24 protein-coding genes are annotated in these 21,509 nt (G+C 45.0%); 8 read left to right on the forward strand and 16 right to left on the reverse strand.

Annotated elements, in window-relative coordinates:
• Nucleotides 1-297: 297 nt before the first annotated feature.
• The 5 genes from AB3R30_RS18935 to AB3R30_RS18955 all read right to left on the reverse strand — a co-directional run bounded on the left by AB3R30_RS18935 (nt 298) and on the right by AB3R30_RS18955 (nt 4,938).
• On the reverse strand, nt 298-1,926 hold the full coding sequence (locus AB3R30_RS18935) for a hypothetical protein (RefSeq protein ID WP_458650774.1): 1,629 nt from the start codon (nt 1,924-1,926) through the stop codon (nt 298-300).
• Nucleotides 1,927-2,284: 358 nt separating this feature from the next.
• Nucleotides 2,285-2,968, reverse strand: a complete 684-nt coding sequence (locus tag AB3R30_RS18940; protein WP_458650775.1) for a hypothetical protein — start codon at nt 2,966-2,968, stop codon at nt 2,285-2,287.
• Nucleotides 2,969-3,032: 64 nt separating this feature from the next.
• A complete protein-coding gene (locus tag AB3R30_RS18945) occupies nt 3,033-3,233 on the reverse strand; it encodes a hypothetical protein (RefSeq protein ID WP_458650776.1) in 201 nt (66 codons plus the stop codon).
• A gap of 115 nt (nt 3,234-3,348) precedes the next feature.
• On the reverse strand, nt 3,349-4,692 hold the full coding sequence (gene guaD / locus AB3R30_RS18950) for a guanine deaminase (RefSeq protein WP_458650777.1): 1,344 nt from the start codon (nt 4,690-4,692) through the stop codon (nt 3,349-3,351).
• 60 nt (nt 4,693-4,752) lie between these two features.
• A complete protein-coding gene (locus tag AB3R30_RS18955) occupies nt 4,753-4,938 on the reverse strand; it encodes a hypothetical protein (protein ID WP_458650778.1) in 186 nt (61 codons plus the stop codon).
• 29 nt (nt 4,939-4,967) lie between these two features.
• On the opposite strand from AB3R30_RS18955, the gene AB3R30_RS18960 reads away from it, so the two are divergent.
• From AB3R30_RS18960 to AB3R30_RS18975, 4 genes are all read left to right on the forward strand, one after another.
• Complete coding sequence (locus tag AB3R30_RS18960) at nt 4,968-6,440, forward strand: N-acetylmuramoyl-L-alanine amidase family protein (protein ID WP_458650779.1); 1,473 nt, start codon at nt 4,968-4,970, stop codon at nt 6,438-6,440.
• 107 nt (nt 6,441-6,547) lie between these two features.
• On the forward strand, nt 6,548-7,534 hold the full coding sequence (locus AB3R30_RS18965; RefSeq protein ID WP_458650780.1) for a tetratricopeptide repeat protein: 987 nt from the start codon (nt 6,548-6,550) through the stop codon (nt 7,532-7,534).
• Nucleotides 7,535-7,750: 216 nt separating this feature from the next.
• Nucleotides 7,751-8,008 (forward strand): hypothetical protein, encoded by a 258-nt coding sequence (locus tag AB3R30_RS18970; protein WP_458650781.1) that lies wholly within the window; start codon nt 7,751-7,753, stop codon nt 8,006-8,008.
• Nucleotides 8,001-8,414 (forward strand): pepsin/retropepsin-like aspartic protease family protein, encoded by a 414-nt coding sequence (locus AB3R30_RS18975; protein ID WP_458650782.1) that lies wholly within the window; start codon nt 8,001-8,003, stop codon nt 8,412-8,414. Before AB3R30_RS18970 ends, AB3R30_RS18975 begins: the two co-directional genes overlap by 8 nt.
• A gap of 123 nt (nt 8,415-8,537) precedes the next feature.
• Here the strand turns inward: AB3R30_RS18975 and AB3R30_RS18980 are convergent, their stop codons facing one another.
• The 8 genes from AB3R30_RS18980 to AB3R30_RS19015 form a co-directional block, all read right to left on the reverse strand.
• A complete protein-coding gene (locus AB3R30_RS18980) occupies nt 8,538-9,800 on the reverse strand; it encodes a SufS family cysteine desulfurase (RefSeq protein WP_458650783.1) in 1,263 nt (420 codons plus the stop codon).
• A gap of 56 nt (nt 9,801-9,856) precedes the next feature.
• Nucleotides 9,857-11,191 (reverse strand): Fe-S cluster assembly protein SufD, encoded by a 1,335-nt coding sequence (gene sufD, locus AB3R30_RS18985; protein ID WP_458650784.1) that lies wholly within the window; start codon nt 11,189-11,191, stop codon nt 9,857-9,859.
• Nucleotides 11,188-11,973 (reverse strand): Fe-S cluster assembly ATPase SufC, encoded by a 786-nt coding sequence (sufC, locus tag AB3R30_RS18990; RefSeq protein ID WP_458650785.1) that lies wholly within the window; start codon nt 11,971-11,973, stop codon nt 11,188-11,190. The genes sufD and sufC overlap by 4 nt, the downstream gene beginning before the upstream one ends.
• 49 nt (nt 11,974-12,022) lie before the next feature.
• On the reverse strand, nt 12,023-12,646 hold the full coding sequence (locus AB3R30_RS18995; protein WP_458650786.1) for a restriction endonuclease subunit R: 624 nt from the start codon (nt 12,644-12,646) through the stop codon (nt 12,023-12,025).
• Nucleotides 12,647-12,673: 27 nt separating this feature from the next.
• Entirely contained in the window at nt 12,674-13,108 is a 435-nt protein-coding gene (locus AB3R30_RS19000) for a retroviral-like aspartic protease family protein (protein WP_458650787.1), read from the reverse strand.
• Between the two features lie 22 nt (nt 13,109-13,130).
• The gene (locus AB3R30_RS19005) at nt 13,131-13,544 is read right to left on the reverse strand and encodes a hypothetical protein (RefSeq protein WP_458650788.1); all 414 of its coding nucleotides are present in this window, start codon (nt 13,542-13,544) and stop codon (nt 13,131-13,133) included.
• Nucleotides 13,545-13,598: 54 nt separating this feature from the next.
• Nucleotides 13,599-15,035, reverse strand: coding sequence for a Fe-S cluster assembly protein SufB (gene sufB, locus AB3R30_RS19010; protein ID WP_458650789.1), 1,437 nt, complete (start codon nt 15,033-15,035; stop codon nt 13,599-13,601).
• Nucleotides 15,036-15,141: 106 nt separating this feature from the next.
• Entirely contained in the window at nt 15,142-15,504 is a 363-nt protein-coding gene (locus AB3R30_RS19015) for a ferredoxin-thioredoxin reductase catalytic domain-containing protein (protein WP_458650790.1), read from the reverse strand.
• 170 nt (nt 15,505-15,674) lie between these two features.
• On the opposite strand from AB3R30_RS19015, the gene sufR reads away from it, so the two are divergent.
• Together sufR and AB3R30_RS19025 are read left to right on the forward strand one after the other, a co-directional pair.
• Nucleotides 15,675-16,325 carry an iron-sulfur cluster biosynthesis transcriptional regulator SufR gene (sufR, locus tag AB3R30_RS19020; RefSeq protein ID WP_458650791.1) on the forward strand — a complete coding sequence of 217 codons (651 nt, stop codon included), beginning with the start codon at nt 15,675-15,677 and terminating at the stop codon, nt 16,323-16,325.
• 21 nt (nt 16,326-16,346) lie between these two features.
• Nucleotides 16,347-16,724, forward strand: a complete 378-nt coding sequence (locus AB3R30_RS19025) for a hypothetical protein (RefSeq protein WP_458650792.1) — start codon at nt 16,347-16,349, stop codon at nt 16,722-16,724.
• A 13-nt stretch (nt 16,725-16,737) separates the two neighbouring features.
• Here the strand turns inward: AB3R30_RS19025 and AB3R30_RS19030 are convergent, their stop codons facing one another.
• On the reverse strand, nt 16,738-16,917 hold the full coding sequence (locus AB3R30_RS19030; RefSeq protein WP_458650793.1) for a hypothetical protein: 180 nt from the start codon (nt 16,915-16,917) through the stop codon (nt 16,738-16,740).
• 179 nt (nt 16,918-17,096) lie between these two features.
• Nucleotides 17,097-18,227 carry a CHAD domain-containing protein gene (locus AB3R30_RS19035; RefSeq protein ID WP_458650794.1) on the reverse strand — a complete coding sequence of 377 codons (1,131 nt, stop codon included), beginning with the start codon at nt 18,225-18,227 and terminating at the stop codon, nt 17,097-17,099.
• Nucleotides 18,228-18,588: 361 nt separating this feature from the next.
• On the opposite strand from AB3R30_RS19035, the gene AB3R30_RS19040 reads away from it, so the two are divergent.
• Entirely contained in the window at nt 18,589-19,719 is a 1,131-nt protein-coding gene (locus tag AB3R30_RS19040) for a glycosyltransferase family 4 protein (protein WP_458650795.1), read from the forward strand.
• Here the strand turns inward: AB3R30_RS19040 and AB3R30_RS19045 are convergent.
• Nucleotides 19,703-20,467: an HAD family hydrolase gene (locus AB3R30_RS19045; protein WP_458650796.1), complete on the reverse strand. Its 765-nt coding sequence runs from the start codon at nt 20,465-20,467 to the stop codon at nt 19,703-19,705. The two genes, AB3R30_RS19040 and AB3R30_RS19045, sit on opposite strands and share 17 nt — an antisense overlap.
• Nucleotides 20,468-20,718: 251 nt before the next feature.
• Between AB3R30_RS19045 and AB3R30_RS19050 the strand changes: the two genes are divergently transcribed.
• A complete protein-coding gene (locus AB3R30_RS19050; RefSeq protein WP_458650797.1) occupies nt 20,719-21,417 on the forward strand; it encodes a queuosine precursor transporter in 699 nt (232 codons plus the stop codon).
• Nucleotides 21,418-21,509: the final 92 nt, after the last annotated feature.

A 21,509-nucleotide genomic window follows, 5' to 3' on the forward strand; every position in this document is an offset into this window, starting at 1 on the left:
GCGGGCATGGCTAACGAGGGCTTGCTCATCTTCGGGTGTCATCATTGGACTCAATACAACAGCCCTTATTCTGGCGGTATTAATCTATTTCTGCAACTTTGAGATGCTCCCTCGCATTTTAGTTGAGCGATCGCTTTAAGCCTGTTAAAAATACTTGAATTACACCTCAAATTGCTGCTAGAACTAACCGTTATATTTAGCACCGACAAGTAATCGTTGCACTACCACCAAGATATCTATACCATCCGCTACAACACGGTTGTTAGACCGCTCGTGTTAAAGCACTAATCACTGAATCTATTCGCCCTCTGTTGGTTCAACTTCCTCCTTCTCTAATAAACATTTAATTACTTCCCTGTCAGGTACTTCTCCACCTGTAGTTTCTTTAAATTCTCTTCTATTTCTAGAATCATCAAAGTAATTTGGATTAACGGCTAGAACTGTCGAAGCATAAGTTTCAATGCATTTCTGTTCTAAAATCGTTGGGTCTAAGGACAAAAGCGATGATATTGGAGTCGTATATGAAGGTATTGATTCTCCAGCCTTATCTAACAAACAGTCAGAACGCATGAGGGCACGAAGAATATCATTTATTTTTGATCTCGCTATTTGCGTATTCTCTGACAATCTATCCTTAATCTGATTCATTGTTATTAACTGATTCAAACTCCTAAATACTTCAACCAGTCCATCAATAATAGCATTTCGATATTCTGGATATGGATGCAGAGATTTCTTGTTAAAAAATTTCAGTAGTTCGTTCTTGCCAATTCTTGGTATCTCTGCTGTTTGTAATTCTTTAGTATTTTGGTGCTTATGCTCTTGATTGTTTTCTAAACCCAGAGCATTACCTATTAGTTCAATGAAGCTATCTATGCTTGCTACTGTAATTTCCCATAAACTTGTATAATCAACAGCTTGCTCACTGCTCAAATCCGCTATAACCAGGAAAGCTCTTTCCTTAGGAATTCTCATAAGCTTTCTCAGCTTAGTGTACCTTGTCAAATACTCATTGTAGTCCCGACCAGCTTTACACTCTATCCAAAGAGGTTGATTATCAATCAGGAAAAAAATATCTAACTCAAAATTTCTGCCGTTGTCAAAAGTACCTGTGATTTGTCTAAGGCTAATATATTCAAGTCCACTGCCTGAAAGAAATTTACATATTTGCTGATAAACAAACGATTCAAACCAGTCACCTGTGAAAAAATTGATCATATTGGGATTAGTAGGAGGCTTCGCTAATATGATTTTTTGAGACGGCAGATACCGACAAGGTAAGAAGGAGCGATCATTTAATAACTTACAAAAACTGGTAATTCTATTGATATCTTCCCTGTTTTTTTCATTCAATCTAAAGCTAAATTCTCCACCTTTACTTATATTAAATTTTATTTGTCGATGAAACGTTTTAAGGGTACTATATTGTTGACCAAGAGGCATAGCTACGCTGTCAAATAGAGCATCCACTTGTTGAGGCTCTTTGTAACTTTCAACAGATAAGTTGAGAGCTTTTAGCCAATCAATTATATTTGAAATCTTTGCTGTTTCTTGCTCAGAAACGTTTTCCTTTTCCTCTATCAGAGCTTGATCGGTTTGAACTGGATTCATAACTGATGTAGGCTGAAGTATGTTACTTCTCACTTCATCAATTTGGCTTTTTAGCACTATCAATCCATCTTTATTATCTATCAGTAGATGCTCTAATCTAGTTAAGGAGCCAATAATTTGCTCATTTGATAATTCTAGTACTGCGAACGTTGAAGAAGATATCTTTTGTGATCTAGTCAGAAGCGTTCCTCCAACCGCACCTGCTGTACTCGCGGCTACAAAAGCAATTGGTTTAGCAGAGGGAAGTGCAACAGATACTACGGTGCCAGCTATCAAGGCACTAGCACCTACGGTCAACCATTGTTGGTTAGGCATGATGTTTCTCCTTTGAATATCAATCTTACGATTCACTCGCATCCTACTATTTTCACAAGTAGTCTTTTGAGTGCGCCCCAAGTCAGGTTCAGAGCGCCTAACAGATTATTCTACTGAGACTTTCTTTATAACACCTAATATTTAGAGAGTTATGCAGCAATTTTCTGGGTAACACCCCATTTTGGTTGGATAGACTGAAATGCTCTGTGGCAGTTTTGGTAAATAGATAGGAACTCTCTGCATTTGTGTATTGTTTGTAGATCGGCAGAAATCCTGCTGCAAGTTGCAATGATAACTAGCAACTTTGCTCACATGCCTACAGCCTAGCCGACTCATCTAGCATATTCAAAGACGATTCCTACTTTGCTGAAATTCTGCAATCTGAAATTCTGCAATCAATGTGGGGCGATCGCACCCATAAGGCAAGTCCGCCACTGCGTCCTCGTGCTGCAATGAAGTTTTCAGTGATCAGGAAGAATGCGAAAAAGGGTAGTTTGGCGATCGCCTGCTGTTCAACGGCGATCGTTTGAGTCCCGCTGCGAAAGCTACCAGAATAGAGAGGTTTTCCGAATACAGAAAACTGTACTTCGTTAAAGTCAAACATCAACAGGTTTTTCTTACCGGGATAGCGAAATGGTCCTGTAAGCCGAAACAGAATGGAGCCTACCTGAATTTGATTACCAATTTCACCCGTGGGGCTGTTTGGCTCACTCTCAACAGGGTGGGTAAAGGAAATCTGCGCTTGGGCGATTTTAGGTACATAAATGCCTTTCGCAGCCTGGAGCGATTCTCCAGTGGAGAGGCTGCGCCAACGCCCATTCACTTTTGACAGCGTTGTGAAACATAGCCGCCAATGACCCAACAATGCTTCTAAGGGATAAGCTATTCGCTGATGCTTCGCGACTTTTTCGGCTTCTAGCATTGCAGCAATCACTGTTTGAGCCTTAGGGCGCTTCCCAGTCCCCTGAAATGCTGTGGCGGCTTGACTCAGCGTGGCGACAAAAGTGGTATCCAGCGATTGGGAAGGGTTTGAAGTTGGCATTGTTGTATCAGACAAAGGGAATAGATGAATAGTTTTATTGTTCTTAGCGAGTTTTATCTACCTGTCAGCGTCTCAAAACAACCGTAATAATCAACGTTAAAGTTGCCGACGCAATCAGTGTAAAAGCCAACTGCACTAACCACTGTGTTGCTTGCTGGTAGTTACTGAATCGCTCATTAAATCGATCCTGATCTTGAGTCAGTTTATCGAGTTTCTCAATCACATCAGATAGCGTCGGTTCCCGATTATCTTGTTCTGTCGTCATGCCCGATTTTCACCCTAGCGCTTGTCTACTATCATACCGCGATCGAAAATCAAGCAATACAGGTGTATTTGCCAGCAGTTCTCATTTTGAGTCTATTGATAATGAAAACTCGACGCTAAATAGCCGCCAAGGAATGAGCTAATTTCCCAGCGATATAAACCGCTTGAATGGCGCGATCGTCGCCCAACATCATCAATCCAAAAAGGGGTTGGGCTAATTCTTCTAGCGATTGGGCAGGAAAACTTTGATTTCGGGTTGCCATCAAGGTTGTAGCTTTGGGATCTAACACAATAAAATCGGCTTCTTTCCCAGGATTAAAGTTACCAATTTTGTCCTCTAGGGAAAGCGCTTTTGCTCCGCCCAACGTGGCAAGGTATAACGCCTTGAATGCCGACAAAGATTCGCCTTGAAGTTGGGCAACTTTATAGGCTTCATGTGCCGTATGTAAAATCGAAAAGCTGGTTCCTGCGCCAACATCGGTGCCAAAGCCGACTTTCACGGGATGCTGGCTGGATTTTGCTTGAGTAAGTTTAAATAAACCGCTGCCTAAGAATAAGTTTGAAGTAGGACAAAAGGCGATCGCAGATTTTGCATTGGACAACCGTTCAAATTCTGCATCCGTTAGGTGAATACCATGGGCAAAGATCGATTTTTCGCCGACCAGTCCGGCGCGATCGTACACATCCAAATATCCTTGACTTTCTGGAAATAGTTCCGCTACCCATGCCACTTCTTTTTTGTTTTCTGATATGTGGGTTTGCAGATAAATATCCGGAAATTCTTGCAGCAGCTTTGCGACAGTATGGAGTTGTTCAGGGGTGCTAGTGGGGGCAAATCGCGGCGTAACTGCATACAATAAACGCCCATTTTTATGCCATTTTTGAATCAACTTTTTGCTGTCTTCGTAAGCGGTTTCTGGAGTGTCGGTAATGTAGTCTGGGGCATTGCGATCCATTAATACTTTGCCAGAAATCATTCGCAAATTTCGGCGACTGGCTTCTTCAAAAAAAGCATCGACAGATTCTGGATGAACCGTGGCAAACACAAGCGCAGTTGTAGTTCCCTGTTTTATCAATTCATCAAAAAACAAGGTGGCAATTTTTTCAGCATGGGCTTTGTCTTTGAATTTTCTCTCTGTTGGAAACACATATTTGCTGAGCCATTCCAAAAGCTGTTCGCCATAGGCAGCAATCATTTCATACTGCGAATAGTGAACGTGGGTATCGATGAATCCCGGCATAATCAGTCGGTCTGGATAGGTTGTAATTGGAATGTGAGCATACTGCGATCGCAGAGTGTTATATTCGCCAAAATCCGTGATTATGCCATTTTCAACAATTAGTAATCCGTCAGAAATATAGCGCACACTGTCCGATTCAGCCGTATAAAACGGATCGTCGGTAAAGTCTAAAAAAGCACTACGAATTGCTTGAAGCGGTTGATTATCAAATGCAGGCATAGGATTAGCAAATAAAGTAAAAAGTAAGGTTAAAAGTAAGGTGAAATTGAGAATAGTAGACTATGCGGTTAAATGCTCAAGGCTAAACTGCTTCGGCGATCGCTGAAATTTTCGAGTGTTGTCAGCATACCGTAATGCTTGAGAAATCTCAGCCTCAGAAAATAGCAAAAACCGAATCTCTAAAGCAGTTTCAGGTTTGCGAAGCGCACTCTTACTCTGAGTTCGATCGAGATCGCCTGGTTTCATCCGGATCGGCTGTGTGAGGTGGAGTTTGTATGCAAGTAGCACCTCACACACCGCCCATGAATATTTCTTCTCTTCGATTTTTAGCTTGGAGCGCGATCGCCCTGAGTCCTTTTGGATTCGCCAACACTGCAATGGCGGCTCCTGGCTCTTTTGTGGTTCCCACCGTGCCGATTAATGCGCCAACCGTGAAGCCGCCATCTACGGGTGGAAACTTTCCATATTCGCGATCGCCCGGTTCTGCGGTAGTAATTCCTACAGTGCCAACTTTTCCTACTTATCCAACCGTGACCACTCCTGGCAAACTGCCGCCACTGCCCAATCAACCCACTCTTACCTCGCCGTCAACTTCCAATAGCAAGCTAGCCTATCGAGTGGTGGTGAATAATACCGATGCTGCCAAAGTGAGTGCAGTGATTCCGGGCGCATTTCGCACGACGGTAAATGGACAAAGTGTCATCCAGGTTGGCGTGTTTCAGGAACAAGGTAAGGCGACCGAATTGCAGCAGATTTTGAACCGTAATAATTTGCAAGCGGTGATCCTACCTGTGCAAGCAAGCGAACTGCCTTCTAGACAGCCTGCTCCTATTACAAACCCTTCTCCAATCGTGACCACTCCTGGCAAACTGCCACCTCTGCCGAATCAGCCCACTCCTTCCCCCATCACTCAACCTTCGACTTCCAATAGCAAGCTAGCCTATCGAGTAGTGGTGAATGGTAGCGATGCTGCCAAAGTGAGTGCTGTGGCTCCGGGCGCATTTCGCACGACCGTTAATGGGCAAACTGTCATTCAGGTCGGTTTGTTTCAGGAACAAGGTAAGGCGATCGAGTTGCAGCAGATTTTGAACCGTAATAATTTGCAAGCGATGATCTTGCCGATGCAAGCTAGTGAGGTGCCTTCTAGACAGCCTGCTCCTACCACTAACCCCTCGCGTAACCCGAACCCAATCGCAGCGCCTATTCCTAAAAGTGGTATTACCGTGGTGATCGATCCGGGGCATGGGGGTGGTGATCCTGGAGCCGTTGGCATTGGTGGGTTACAGGAAAAAGAGGTGGTGCTGTCGGTGTCACAGCAGGTGGTGGCATTGCTAAAGCAGAAAGGAGTCAATGCTGTGATGACGCGATCGCGGGATCAGGAAATCGAGCTAGCGCCACGGGTTCAGTTTGCAGAACAGGCAAATGCCGATGTGTTTGTCAGCATTCATGCCAATGCTTTCACTGCCAGTCGTCCCGATGTAAGTGGAATTGAAACCTTTTACTATGCGGGTGAAGGACAATCGCTCGCCCGGAGCATTCAAACTAATTTGGTGCAAGCACTGGGTGCGCGCGATCGCGGAGTCAAACAAGCAAACTTTTATGTGCTGAGAAATACACCGATGCCTTCTGCTTTGGTGGAGGTAGGGTTTGTAACTGGAGCAGAGGATGCAGCGCGATTAGCTAATCCAAGCGATCGCACCCGCATTGCCCAGGCGATCGCCCGTGGAATTTTGCAATATGTGCAGTAGTGAAAGCTGATAGTTATAGACATAATGAAAAAGTTAAATCGATATCGATCTTTATGAAAAGAATTAACTGTTCAATTGTCCTCGCAATCGCGTCTAGCTTTCTTCCAATGCAGATTGGAGTTGCTCAACCCACTGACCCAATTGAGCGTTACAGGTTGGATCAAAGGTTGTATTTACCGATGTGGGGTTTATCTGCACAAAGCTCGTCTTGTGTACCTTCGCCGAAAACAGGTACTGAGATTTACAAATTTATAATTTTTAATAAGCTTCTTGGAAATTCTGGATTTGGGCGGATTGATTTTTCTTCGATTCCCTATCAAGATGCTTATCAGCGTAATCCAAGAGATCCAGTAATCAACCTGGAGTTAGGTGACGCATTTTTAGCAGAATATTTCCACCACAGAAATAAAATCAGCGCGGATCTAGAAGCACGCTTCTATAGAGATGCTACTAAGGCTTATCAGAATACTTTAAACTTAGCTAAAGACGATATCTTAAAAGCATTTGCTAATTTGGGTTTAGGTCGTGTATCGACACTACAAGAACGGTATAGAGAAGCAATTGAGTATTATCAAGCTGCGATACAAATAGCCGAGAATGCTAGACCCTTGAGTGATAGAAAGAATACAGCAGTAAGTGCAGATGCTTATGTTGGGATGGGTGTGGCTTTAGGGGGACTATGTAAGCATAATGTGGCTCTTGACGCTTACCTTAAAGCAGTCGAGATGAATCTTGGTCACCCTGAAATTGATTTTCTGAACCTGAGTGGGGTTCTCAAAGCACGAAATCGGTTGAGTGATATGGTTACCATTTACCAAAGAGCGATTCAACGTAATCCAAAATTCTTTGGTAATTACGCTAGTTTGGGCGACTTACTGGCAGAGCAAGGAAATTTGACTGAAGCAATCTCAAATTATCGCCGTGCCATTCAACTCAACCCCAACAGTCCTTATTCTTACTATAGTCTGAGCAATGCACTTGTAAATCAGGGAAATTTGGATGAGGCAATTACAAACCTTCGTCGAGCGGCTCAACTTGCTCCAGATGATGCAGAAATTCAAAACGCGCTGAAAAAGATGGAACGGCGACAATAACTATCTACATAGGGCAGCGGTTGAGGCACTGTCAGGGCTTCTGGCTATAGCGAAAGAATCATTGATGGTTTAGCTGAGAATGCCGTTGAAAAACTCTACAGTCTCTTTCAACTCGGCATTAAAAATCGGTCTGGAACTATTGCCAGGATGTCGTCTGAGTTTGATGGCAGGAGTAGGATTACAATGGAATAACTCATTGCATCCGAAACAAGCAATATGTCACTCAGCGAACTGTTGCCCACTGTTAATCAGTTATCTCATCAAGATAAGCTTCGACTGATCCACTTTCTCCTCTTGGCTGTTGCCAAAGAAGATGGATGTAGCCTAAATTCTGGAGAAGGTGATTCAGAGGCTATGCTGCTCCAGAAACTTGCTTCCACTGGAGCAGTGGTATGGTCGCCTCAAGCAGATAATGCAGCGGTTGAAGCACTGTCAGGTCTTCTGGCTAAAGCGAAGGAATCATCCAATGCGTGATGGGCAACGCTATTCATTCACTGAACGAACTGACAATTTTGGGCGATCAGTGATCATGCCCTATTTACCTTTGATTCTTATGCTGGGGAATTGTTCTCTGGAAGTGATGGCATTGTTGGATACAGGTGCGAGTGTCAATGTTTTGCCTTACGAGGTTGGTGTTCAGCTAGGAGCAGTCTGGGAAAATCAAACTGTTTCCATTCCACTGAGCGGAAACTTAGCCCAAAGCAATTCACAAGGCTTGATTGTGTCTGGTGCGATCGCGCAATTGCCTCCTGTTCTACTTGCATTTGCTTGGACTGAATTGAAAGAAACGCCTGTAATTTTGGGACACATGAACTTTTTTGCAGAATTCAACGTGTGTTTTTATCGGCATGAGTTAGCTTTCGATGTTTGCCCAAGGTAAAAATCTGTTGTGGTTGAAAGGAATTGTCCCTACTTGCCATTCAAACTGCCACCAGTTAGCTGTTAGCTGGCTCTATACAGAATTCCTTCATGCTGATAGGTTTATCAACTCAACGAACTAGACTTAGCTGAGAATGCCATTAAAAAACTCCACAGTTTCCTTCAACTCGGCAATGAAGACATCGATCTCCTCGCGAGTGTTGTAGAAGTAGAGGCTGGCACGGGCAGAAGAAGAGATATTCAAAAGGCGATGGAGGGGTTGAGTACAGTGATGTCCTGAACGGATTGCCACCCCTGCTTGATCGAGCAAGGTGGATAGATCATTGGCATGAACATCGCCTACAGTGAACGCTGCTAAGGCTGCTCGTCCGCTACCGTCTGCTTTGGGTTTAGGTCCCAAGGTTTGCAGGTTGGGAATTTGCTCAAGCTGTTGAAACAGGTAAGCGGTGAGTTCTTCTTCGTAGGCGTGAATCTTGTCCATGCCGATCGCACTCAGGTAGTCGATCGCAGCACCAAGAGCAATCGCTTCTGCGATCGCGGGGGTTCCTGCTTCAAACTTATGCGGCAGTTCGGCGTAAGTCGAGTGATCAAAAAACACATCGGCAATCATCTCACCGCCGCCCATAAACGGAGGCATGGCGTTTAGCAAATCCAACTTGCCATAGAGAAAGCCAATCCCCGTCGGCGCACACATTTTATGTCCAGAAGCCACTAGCCAATCACAATCGATATCCTGAACATCAAGTGGCAAGTGGGGCGCACTTTGGCAAGCATCGATCAGCACCTTTGCCCCATAGCGATGTGCCTCCGCGCAGATTTCCTTCACCGGATTGATACAGCCTAGCGTGTTAGAAACATGCACTACAGATACAAGTTTCGTTTTGTCCGACAGCAGCGATTTGAACTGCTCAAAGTCAAATTCTTGCGTATCAGTGAGTTGGACAAACTTCAGCACTGCACCTGTTTTCTGAGCCACAAACTGCCACGGCACTAGATTGCTATGGTGTTCCATCACCGTCAGGATAATCTCGTCACCGGGTTGCAGGTTGCTCATGCCCCAGCTATAGGCAACCAGATTAATCGCTTCGCTGGCGTTGCGGGTGTAGATAATTTCATTGCGAGAAGCGGCGTGGATAAAGGCAGCAATCTTATCTCGTGCGCCTTCGTAGGCATCCGTAGCGCGGGAACTGAGGGTATGTGCGCCCCGATGCACATTGGCGTTGTCGTGTTCATAGTAGTAACGCAGGGCGTTTAATACTGCGATCGGCTTTTGAGATGTGGCGGCGTTGTCCAGATACACCAATGGTTTACCGTTCACTTCCTGACTGAGAACAGGGAAATCATTGTGAACAGTTGCAGCAAGGGTTTTAGCTTGAGTGAAGGTCATAGCGCAAAAAGAATAAGGGATTAGCAGTGTTAGGACTGTTGAGGTCGAGCGATCGCTTAAGTGCTGACTTGACAGTTCGCGCTCAGTCGGTCTTTTAATGAGGCAACGGGGATTTGATCAATTACCTCGTAGGCAAAGGCATAGGTCAGCAGTTGCCGAGCATTTGCTTCATCAATACCACGACTTTGCAGATAAAATACCTCGTCGTTGTCGAGTTGGCTAACCGTGGCTCCGTGGGCACATTTGACGTTATCAGCAACAATCTCAAGTTGAGGTTTGGTATCGATGCGCGCTTTGGGCGATAGCAACAGGGTTTTGCTCAATTGTCCGGCGTTGGTGAGTTGGGCGGCTTTAGGCACCAAGACCTTACCGTTGAAAATCGCGTGGGCGTGATCATCGACAATGCATTTGTGAAGCTGATGGCTGGTGCTGTGGGGCTTGGTGAAGGCGATCGCGCTATGAGTATCGCTGACCTGATCGCCTGTAATCATGGTCAGCCCGTTCAACACTGTGTCTGTCTGTTCGCCCGTTTGATAAACCTCTAGATTATGACGAGAGAGCTTGCCGCCAAAGCTAATCGCATTACCGATATAGCGAGAATTTTGGGCTTGAGTCGCGATCGTTTTGCCAATGTGAAACGCTTCAGCGCTATCTTGCTGTACTCTCGTGTGATTGACTTCAGCGCTATCTGAAATTACGATTTCTGTAACGGAATTGGTGAAATAGACACCTTCATGCAGCGCGACAAACTCTTCAATTAGGGTGAGCTTGCTGCCAGGTTGAACAACCACTAGACAACGGGGATGGGCGATCGCAGGTTGAGTTGCCGTTGAGACGTACAAAATTTGAATGGGGATATCAACAACCTGATCTTTTTCAACCCAAATTACAGCACCATCCGTAAAGCTAGCAGTATTCAAGGTTGTAAACACCTCTTCCGCTCCCGGCTGTTGAGCAAGATGAGTTGAGAAGTCTTTGAACCCTGCTGCTGTTGATAGATTGGTGACTAACACTCCATCGGGCAAACCATCCACTGCCGACAACGCTGGATCATACACGCCATTGACAAACACGAGGCGACTACTGACCGCTTCTGGAATGATAAACGGCTTGATGTGAGAAAATCCCAAAGTTGGATGGGCATCTACAGGCTGCAACTCGGCTTGTAGTAGTGGAGTTAAATCTGCAAACCGCCATGCTTCATCGCGAGTAGAGGGCAGCGCCAGTTCTTGGACTCTTGCAGTGGCGCGATCGCGAATCACCTGCAATCCAATCAATAACTCAGGCAGTGGAAGCCGCAGATTGAGCAAGGCTTGTAGATAAGCAGCGCGATCGCCTTTACTAGAATGTCCCACTTTACCCACTTCAGAAACAGTCGATAGTTCAATCATCGTGCTGCGACCTCCGCTTCTTCGCGAATCCAGGTGTAGCCGCGCTCTTCCAGTTCTAGCGCTAGTTCTTTGCCGCCAGTCGTGACAATCTGCCCACCTTCCATCACATGCACATAGTCCGGCACGATGTAATCAAGCAAGCGCTGATAATGAGTAATCAACACCACGGCATTATCAGGTGTAGTCAACTGGTTCACACCGCTCGACACAATCCGAAGCGCATCGATATCGAGTCCAGAATCGGTTTCATCCAAAATCGCCAGTTTCGGCTCCAGTAGCGCCATCTGCAAGATCTCATTGCGCTTCTTTTCGCCCCCAGAAAAGCCTTCATTCACACTGCGATCGAGGAATGCCGGATTCATCTGCACCACATCCAGCTTTTGCTGCACCAAGTCTTCAAAATCGAAGGTATCGAGTTCATCTAAACCCGCAAATTTGCGTTTGGAGTTGTAGGCGACGCGCAAAAAATCAAGGTTGCTAACCCCAGGAATTTCGATCGGATATTGGAAGGCGAGAAAGATGCCAGAACGCGATCTATCTTCTGCTTCCAACTCCAACAAATTTTGTCCTAAATAGGTGATTTCTCCACCCGTCACAGTGTAATCAGGATGCCCTGCCAACACTTTAGAAAAGGTGCTTTTCCCTGATCCATTCGGTCCCATAATCGCGTGAATCTCTCCCGCTTTGACTTCCAGATTCAACCCTTTGAGAATGGAAACTCCATCCACCTCAGCCGTCAAATCTTTCACCGACAAAATCACTTCACTGTTTTCTTGAATCACCGCTTTTAAACTCCCTCACTGCATCTCAAATCCACGATAGAAGAAACTTCTATAACTGTCCTAATCGCTTCAAAATTGCCAATACTGTGTAAAGCTCATTTCCGGGATTCGCAATCTCAAAAATGCGCGATCGCCCATATTGATTTCGCTCTCCACAAACTAGCTTGATAAACATAAAACTCCCGCCTGCCACAATCAATCCAAAACTAGGATGGCTTTTAGCGTTAGGCGCTGCCAGCATATAGGTCAACAACTGAGCCAACCCAACTTCCACTGAAAAAGAATTTTCTTTAGACTCGATCGCGAGTACCCATAAATCATCTTTCAGAATGATTAAATCGGCTTGTCCTCGAAGGATTATTCCTTCATCTTCTGCCGTAACTTCAATCGACTTCTCAGATCGAATATGGAACGGCGGCAGAAAAAAACCACCCGCAAATAGAAGCGGACTCAAAATAGTAATCTGAACTGTTTTTTCTAAGAGTGGCGGATACTCGATCAAGTTAAAGTAACTCTGTTTAACCAGATCTAAAAATGCTTTTTCAGCATCAGAAATGCTTGATAAATCATCTTGCCATTCCCGAAAAAACTGCTCATCTTGCACAAGCTCCAACTTGAAATTATCAATCAAGTCGCGCAATGTAACATTTCTAGCTTGTACAGTCTGAACCATCGCTTTTACCAAAATCAATCCAACACTTTACATTAATAACATTCGAGCAACATCAGGACTTTCAGGATTTACAATCAGCCGTTCTCGTTTCGGATCGATCAGCACATCCATTCCTTCCATTGGAATTGCACCTAACAAAACCTTATTGCTGTTTGGAATAACTAAAGCTTCCACTAAAACATCACGGTTTTCAAATCGAACTCCAACTGGAGCAACAACTTCAAATATTGAACTCGAACCATCTGCCATTTCAGCTTCAATTTCTCTAACACGACGTAAATCAAGCTGTTTCTTCACAAATTCAGGAATTGCAAGCATGGTGGCTCCGCTGTCTACCATCGCTCGAACGTAAATTTTGCGGACTTGATCCTGGTTCAAATAACCTTCTTCAACCAAGATTAAATCAGCACCACGAACAAGTTCAATATCTGCGTAAACCAATCCCATGCTTGCTTTATCCATTAAAAACGTCTCTTGAAAAAACTTAGCCCAACTTGATATTAATTAAATTGATGTTGATGGTAATCTTGACCTCTACTCCACCTTCTTTAATAACTTCTAAACAAGAAGCTAAAACGTCTGACGGTATCTTCGTAACATACATAGCGAAGGTTTGTGCTAAGGCTGTGTTGCTCTTCAAGAAATCAATAACTGGTTGATGAACATTAGAGAATCCCGGCACTCCTTTTCCCACATTATCAATTTTACTAATTGCTTCTCGTGAAGTAGTTGACGTTTGTCCTTGAATTGAAACAACCTCGTTGTCATAACGGTAAACGACCCCCTTTCCCGTATCTACTTTGTATCCTTTCCCTACAGCATCAACTTCGACAATGCGACCAACTAACTCAAAGCGGTCTTTCACTGCAACAATATCACCAGCACAATAACGTACCATCGTTTTACTCTCTAGTTCATGAAACTACCTAAACTAGAGTTCCCAAAATTATTTCTAACCCACGCTGCCTTCGAGTTTGAGGGCGAGGAGCTTATCGGCTTCAGCGGCGAATTCCATTGGCAGTTGATTGAAGACATCGCGACAAAAACCGCTGATGATCATCGAAACTGCGTCTTCCGCTGAAATGCCGCGCTGTTTAAAGTAAAACAGTTGATCTTCGCCAATTTTGGAAGTGGAAGCCTCATGTTCCACTCTGCCCTTGTCATTCTGCACCTGAATGTAGGGGAACGTATTTGCCTGAGCATTGTCGCCAATCAACATCGAGTCGCACTGGGAATAGTTGCGTGCGCCTGTGGCTTTGGGATTAATTTTGACCAAGCCGCGATAGCTGTTTTGAGAATTGCCAGCGGAAATGCCCTTTGAGATAATCGTGCTTTTGGTATTCTTGCCAATGTGAACCATTTTGCTACCTGTGTCCGCTTGTTGGTAGTTGTTGGTCAACGCCACCGAGTAGAACTCACCGACGGAGTTGTCGCCCACCAGCACACAGCTTGGGTATTTCCAGGTAATGGCTGACCCGGTTTCTACCTGAGTCCAGGAGATTTTGGAGTTTATGCCCTGGCACAACCCGCGTTTGGTGACAAAGTTGAAGATGCCGCCTTTGCCTTCTTTGTCTCCGGCGTACCAGTTTTGCACGGTGGAGTATTTGATGTCGGCGTTATCCATTGCCACGAGTTCCACGACCGCCGCGTGAAGCTGATTGGTATCATACATAGGAGCAGTGCAGCCTTCTAGATAGCTGACGGAACTACCTTCTTCTGCAACGATTAGCGTCCGCTCGAACTGTCCTGAGTCACCGTTGTTGATGCGGAAATAGGTGGAAAGCTCCATGGGGCATTTCGTGCCTTTGGGAATGTAGACAAAGGAGCCATCGCTAAAGACTGCCGCGTTCAGGGCTGCAAAGTAATTGTCTGCGACAGGCACAACGCTACCCAGATATTTTTTGATTAGTTCGGGATGGTCGTGAACGGCTTCGGAGATGGAACAGAAGATAACGCCAACTTCGCCCAGTTTTTCTTTGAAGGTAGTGGCGATCGAAACGCTGTCAAAAATCGCATCCACCGCCACATTGGTCAGCCGCTTTTGTTCAGATAAAGAAATACCCAACTTTTCAAAGGTATCCAGCAATTCAGGATCAACTTCGTCCAGACTCTTTTTCTTCTCTGTCACTTTAGGCGCAGAGTAGTAAATGATATTTTGGTAGTCGATCGCGGGATAGCCCACCTCAGCCCAGTTTGGCTCAGTCATCTTCAGCCATTGGCGATAGGCTTTCAGACGAAACTCCAGCATAAATTCAGGTTCATTTTTCTTTTTAGAAATCAGACGAACCACGTCTTCGCTTAAGCCACGAGGAATCGTATCGGATTCAATGTTGGTGACAAAGCCATATTTATAAGGCTGGTTAACCAGATTTTGAACGGATGCAGTCATCGAAGTGTTCTCTCTGAATGGTCGGATTTGGGACTAAAGACTTTGGATTGAAGATTGGAGATTTCGTATTTAATCTTTCAATCTCCAACCCGTTATCTAATAATTGCTATGCCTGATTGGTGACAGCACGAATTTCTTCTAGAGAAATTTCTTGTTGGTCGCCTACAAAAGGATTGTCAGTAGTGAGAAAAAGCATACAGTGACACTCTTTGCGCTCCCGCATCGGCACACAAGGGCAGTTCCAATAAACCGCAGCCGCCTCAGCTTCTTTATCTTCATAGTGACGGCAAGGGCACAGTGGAGCGCCCAAGTCATCTTTATGCTTGGCAAGTCCCTCAATCACTACGGCAGTGACGCTTAGGTCAGAACAAAAGTAAGTGCCCGTGCGCTTGGCATAGGTTTCGGAAAAGTTTTTCATTGCCTCCAAACTTTTTTCGGAAGCTTGGCTGGGTTTCATTTGAGTGTTCATGAGGCAGGCAACACTATAACAAGTGGAATAATGTAACAAATGAATTTTATAATTAAAACAACATCTTTGTTGCTTAACCTTAATTGTAAAACACTTTAGAAACACTTTTGTTGCTAAAGTTAGTTTATAGACTTAAATTGTGTTTCTCAGTCTTGACTTGATCCGCGAGAATGACAACCACTCAGCAGCCCTCAACGAAACACGATATCCTGCAATACCTTTTAAAGCAGGGACAAGCCACCGCTCAAAATTTGGCTGAATGTTTGCATATCAGTCCGCAAGCAGTGCGCCGTCACTTAAAAGATATGGAAGAAGAAGGGCTAATTGTGCATGAGGCGGTGCAGTCGGGAATGGGTCGCCCTAGCCACACGTATGGTTTAAGTCAAGCGGGGCGCGATCGCTTTCCCGATCGCTCCGACAAGTTCGCCATTTCTTTGTTAGATACGTTGGCAGAAACGGTGAGCAAAGAGCAGATGAAGTCGATTCTGCAAAAACAGTGGGAGCGAAAAGCGTTGGAGTATCGCGATCGCATGGGAAACGGTTTGCTGAAAGAGCGAGTGGAAAAGCTCGCTAAAATTCGCCAAGCAGAAGGATATATGACAGAGTGCCATTCTGTTGATGGGGATGGGTCAGCGGCAGACAAGAGATTTGTTTTAACCGAGCATCACTGCGCCATTTCTCAAATTGCAGAATCGTTTCCTAGCGTCTGTGGGCACGAGTTAGAAATGTTTGCGGTCGCCCTGCAAGACTGCACCGTAGAGCGCACCCACTGGCTAGTGAATGGCGAACATCGCTGTGGCTATCTGATTCAGCCGAAGTAATTAAAAATAATAAGAAATTTTATGCAACCTGGTTCTGATTTTTTAACGCCTGAAGAATGTGCTGAAGTGGATAAAGCGCTGCTCACGTCGCACGATAAATTTACGACGCGAGTGACCATCTATGCGCTGCGATCGCTGAAGCAAATTGCCCAGCAAGCGAATACGTCTATTGATAGCTTGCAACCAACGCAAATTGAAGAATGGGTTTATCAAGATGCCAGCTTGCAAAAAACTGGGGATAGCGAATTTCGCCAATTTTTTTCGCAGTTGGTCATTTCATCCCTTAAACCGCTCAAGCGGATCGCTAGGGAAGCTGGTGTTGAAATTGAAAGCTTAGCGATCGCCCAAGTAGTTGCCTGGTTTGAGAAAGAGGCAAAGAAAAAGCTAGAGAAAAACTGACCCTTTGGTACGCCTATTCTTTATTTTTTTGGGCAACTTTGCGTTGAGCCGCATCTCGTTCAGCCGCGTGTTCTGCGTCATCTTCTAGATGAATTTGATAAACATCAGCATCGGAGCCGATAATTTGGGCGATCGCCCCAGAATGCAACACTCGGTTAGCGATCGACAGCGAATCGGTTAGTATGCCAAACAAGGCAATAACTTCTTCTAGGTGCTGTACATTTTCTTGAACCTGAGCCGTCTCTTTGGCATCTATATGTACACAGCCTGTTAACGACTAAGAATCAACGGACGCGCCAGCCTGATAGATTTACTCAAAACTTTACAGACCAATTCCACTACTTTAGGGATAATCCACCAAACAAGCAAAGATTATGGCTTGGGAGGAACATCAGTTTTTGTCGTAGTTTTAGTAACTTTTTTGGCAGCAGATCTTTTACGAGTGCTGGCTGATGACGCTTTAAGCTCAACAACGGGTTCAACAATTGGTTCAACGGCTGGCTCCTCAACAACTGGCAAAACAGGTTCCAGCAACATTTGGTGCAGATAACTCCGAAATGCCGGATCAAGATATTGCTGCCGTACAGTATCCCAATCGGCTAACGCCTCCGATCTCGTTTGCTGAATCGTGGCTTGTAGCGCTGGCATTTCGGCACGTTTCGGCAAATATTCCTTTAAAAGATCTTGCAGCACATAGCTATCTTGTAGCTTGCCCAAGTTATCTTGCAGCAATTTGATCTCTCGAATCCAGTCTTGAAAGGGCTGACTATAAAAGGGCACAAAAAATTCTGCTTGATAGCGGACGTGCTTACACGCTTTTCGCAAATCGTGGAGAATTTCTCCACCTACCGCCGAAGAAGCATTTGCTGGGATCAGCCAACCCGGATGTAGCAGCAAATCGGCAAGCAACGGACTGAGTAGATCGGGCAGTAGAGGAATGATCGGCAAGGTTGCCAAAGCCGTATATTTGGGGTTTTCTAGCCAGTCTTGGTAGCTAGTTTTAAGATCTTGATAGCGCGATCGCGCTAGGGTTCGTTCAACCACGGCAAATGCTTGTCTTCGCTGTTTATACAGGACTTGCAGCGCCTCGTGGAGCAAATCTTCTTCAACTCCATCCACTAGAGGCAAGTAAGTCTCTTCCAATGCGGCAATTTGTACATCCAAATCACGCAGGTTGCCAAGAATTTTGGCGATCTCGCTTACCCGTTTCGGGTTTGCTTTTTTGGGCATTTGAACTGCCACCCCAAACACTTGCAATGCAGTTCGCAATTTGCGTGTGCCCACCCGCATATGGTGCAAATCTTCTGGATCGTGATCCGCTAGAACTTTCTTTTCATATTTAAAGATGCTGCGATATTGCTTACTGAGGACGGAGTGGGCATAGTCGCCCAACGTTAGTACGGGATCAGGAATTGATGCAACCTGAAATGATGTTTTTTGTGCAGTTTTCATAAACTTAAACCGAATCTCGTAAAGCTGAACCAAAAAATTGGTTAATCTCACAGTATAAACGCTGAAGGAAAGATTGAATTAACCTTGACTTAAACTCAGGCGATCGCCCCAGTATGAATCCTCAAAGTTACCAATGTTGAATCAGCGATCGCACTCTCCTAAATGCCACTGAACTAAAAATTCAATCTTCAAACCAAATACGAGCCAAATACGAGAAATTACTGAAGGACTTAGATTAGAGGACTAAGTTAGTCTAGTCACAGTTTCAGGGACATAGCAGTACGAGGAAAGGTCAAGACAACAACTGTCCGTTATTCCTGATTTCTCAAAGCTCTTTGCGCCCTAACCTACTTATCCGTTGCTATATACCGTTCAACCCGTTTATCGCTCAACTTATTAGGTTATTCAATCTATGAAAATTACGTTCATCATTCCTCATGCCGACCTATCGGGTGGAATTCGGGTGATTGCAATTTATGCAGAGCGGCTTAAAAAGCGGGGACATGATGTATTCGTTGTCTCGGCTCCAAAACCTCGCCCGACTCTCAAACAACAGGCAAAATCGGTACTCAAGCAGAAAGGCTGGATTCCCTATAACAACGACGAACCCTCCCACTTTGATAACAGTATAGTTCCGCTCAAAGTTTTGAAGCGCTATTGTCCCATTGTTGATGCAGATGTGCCCGATGCGGATGTGGTGATTGCAACCTGGTGGGAAACTGCCGAGTGGGTCGCCAAACTGTCCAAGTCGAAAGGAGCAAAAGTATATTTTATTCAACACTATGAGGTGTTTGACTACTTGCCAAAGCAAAGGGTAGAAGCAACTTGGTCTTTGCCGATGCATAAGATTGTAGTAGCCGAGTGGCTCGCTGAGATTGCCGCAAAGAAATATAAAGACAATAATGTCTCCTATGTTGCAAATGGAATCGACACAAATCAGTTTTTTGCAATTCCACGAGGTAAACAGACGGTTCCTACAGTCGGACTGATGTACGCAGAGGAGCTTTGGAAAGGATGTGACATTAGTTTGAAAGCTTTTGAGCTTGCTAAGAAGATGGTTCCTGATCTGCATTTAGTGACGTTTGGACGCTGTTCTGAGGTGGAAACTCTACCACTGCCGTCCGGATCAGAGCACTACTTGCAACCGTCTCAGAGTTTGTTGCAGGAAACCTACTCCCGATGTGATGTCTGGTTATTTGGTAGTCGCTTTGAGGGCTTTGGTTTACCAATTCTCGAAGCGATGGCATGTCGAACTCCGGTGATTGCGACTCCGGCGGGTGCAGCCCCAGAACTATTGGAACAGGGCGGCGGCATTCTAGTGAAGCCGGAAGATCCTGCTGATATGGCAACTGCGATTCAAACGATTTGCCAATTGTCAGAGGCAGACTGGAAAATGATGTCCGATCGTGCCCATGGAACGGCTATAGGCTACACCTGGGAAGATGCCACTGATCGCTTTGAAGCTGGCTTGCACACTGCCATAGATCGACAGAAACGCGGCGATTTTTCCTACTCTAAAACTGAGATCACATCCAAGCGATGAAATCTTGCAAAAATTGGGGCAAGGATAGTAAACGAATTTGCGGATTGGTTTGAATGGATGCCCGCACCGCTGGCGTATTAAACCCCCAGTCGGTCAAAAACATTTGCACGTCTCCTAAATCGGGCTGTTGTTCCACGAGGTGCAACGCTTTTACATGGTCTTCCACAAACCAAATAGTGGGATTGCCAGATGCTTTGAGCGATCGCAGCACCTCAAATTTTGGGCGGTGTGCTTGCTTCCCGTAAACCTGCTCGTCGGGTAAGATAATCCCTTGTACCTGAAATAACTCTTGGGCAAACCGCTGTGATCGATTGGTCACAATCACCAGTTGCACAGAGCTAGCCAGAATCTTGAGGAGCCGATCGCGAACACCGGGATAGAACGGCTGACAGGCTAACCAACTGGCGCGATCGCTCGCAATCCAGCGATCGCGCACCTGAATGAATCTCTCAACCACTTGGGCTTCTGTTATTTGATCTTTTGCCAAAAGCTGCGGAGCCAAGGTATACCAAGTGTCCAAAATTTCATCGTCGGGAATTTCTAACATCAACGCTCTGACTAAAAGCGCTACATCGCGATCAGTTTCAATCACCGCAGCCAACCGTCTATAGCGATCGCTGAGTCCTGCTGGCGGCTCTGTATTTGATGCATTCCAAACCTGGCAATAAGTCTGCCAACCCGACTGAAAATATTCCAACCGACCGTCACAAATGACCCCATCAAAGTCAAGAGCCAGAATAGTTGGCATCGCGACACTGCTTGAATCGAAAACCATAGAGCTAGCCCTTTACCAATGAGCATTACAGCCATACAAGGAAAGGTCAAGACAACAACTATCTGTTATTCCTCATTTCTCAAGCATCTTTGTGTCCTAACCTATGCATCCGTTGTCGTTTCTCAAGCATCTTTGTGTCCTAACTTATTCATCTGCTGCTATGCCTTAGCAGAGAACAGCCCAATATGAGGTAACCTACTCTACGCAGAGATTAGTTGCATCCCATGAATCGACCCCAGACCTATCCTGTCCATCAGAATGCTGTGAGAGCTTTTCAGCATTTAGATACGATTACTGCGCTATTTGTGGCAGTGCTGCTGATTTCCAATGTGGCTTCTACAAAAATTTTAGTCGCTGGACCTTTTACGTTTGATGGTGGCACTTTACTGTTTCCCATCAGCTATATTTTTGGCGATATATTAACGGAAGTTTATGGGTATCGGCGATCGCGCAAGGTGATTTGGTTGGGGTTTATTTCAGCAATACTCATGTCTTTTACCTTTATTTTGGTTGGCGCATTGCCCCCTGCACCAGAATGGCAATATCAGTCAGCCTACGACCAAATCTTAGGATTTACTCCTCGAATTGTAACGGCTAGTTTAATTGCTTACTTTGCAGGAGAGTTTTCCAACTCGTTTATTTTGGCAAAGTTAAAAGTATTGACTCACGGCAAATATCTTTGGATTCGCACGATGAGTTCTACTCTAGTTGGACAATTGATTGATACTGCAATTTTTAGTGCGATCGCGTTTGCAAATGTAGTTCCAACTCAATTACTCGTGATGCTAATTCTATCCAATTACATATTTAAATGTGGAGTTGAACTTGTTTTTATGCCAGTGACTTATGCACTCACTCGCTGGTTAAAACAACAAGAACAAGAAGATTACTTTGATGTTGATACGAACTTTAACCCATTCTGAAGTGATTGAAATCTAGGAACGCCCACGCCATTTTCCCATACAGCAATTTTTTGCTAAATCATTAGCGATTCGTGCAATCATGGTGCAATTGT

Origin of the sequence: Sivoneniella epilithica UHCC 1019 (assembly GCF_040830845.1) — a bacterium.
In the GTDB taxonomy this organism is placed as follows: Bacteria; Cyanobacteriota; Cyanobacteriia; order Leptolyngbyales; family Leptolyngbyaceae; genus ULC077BIN1.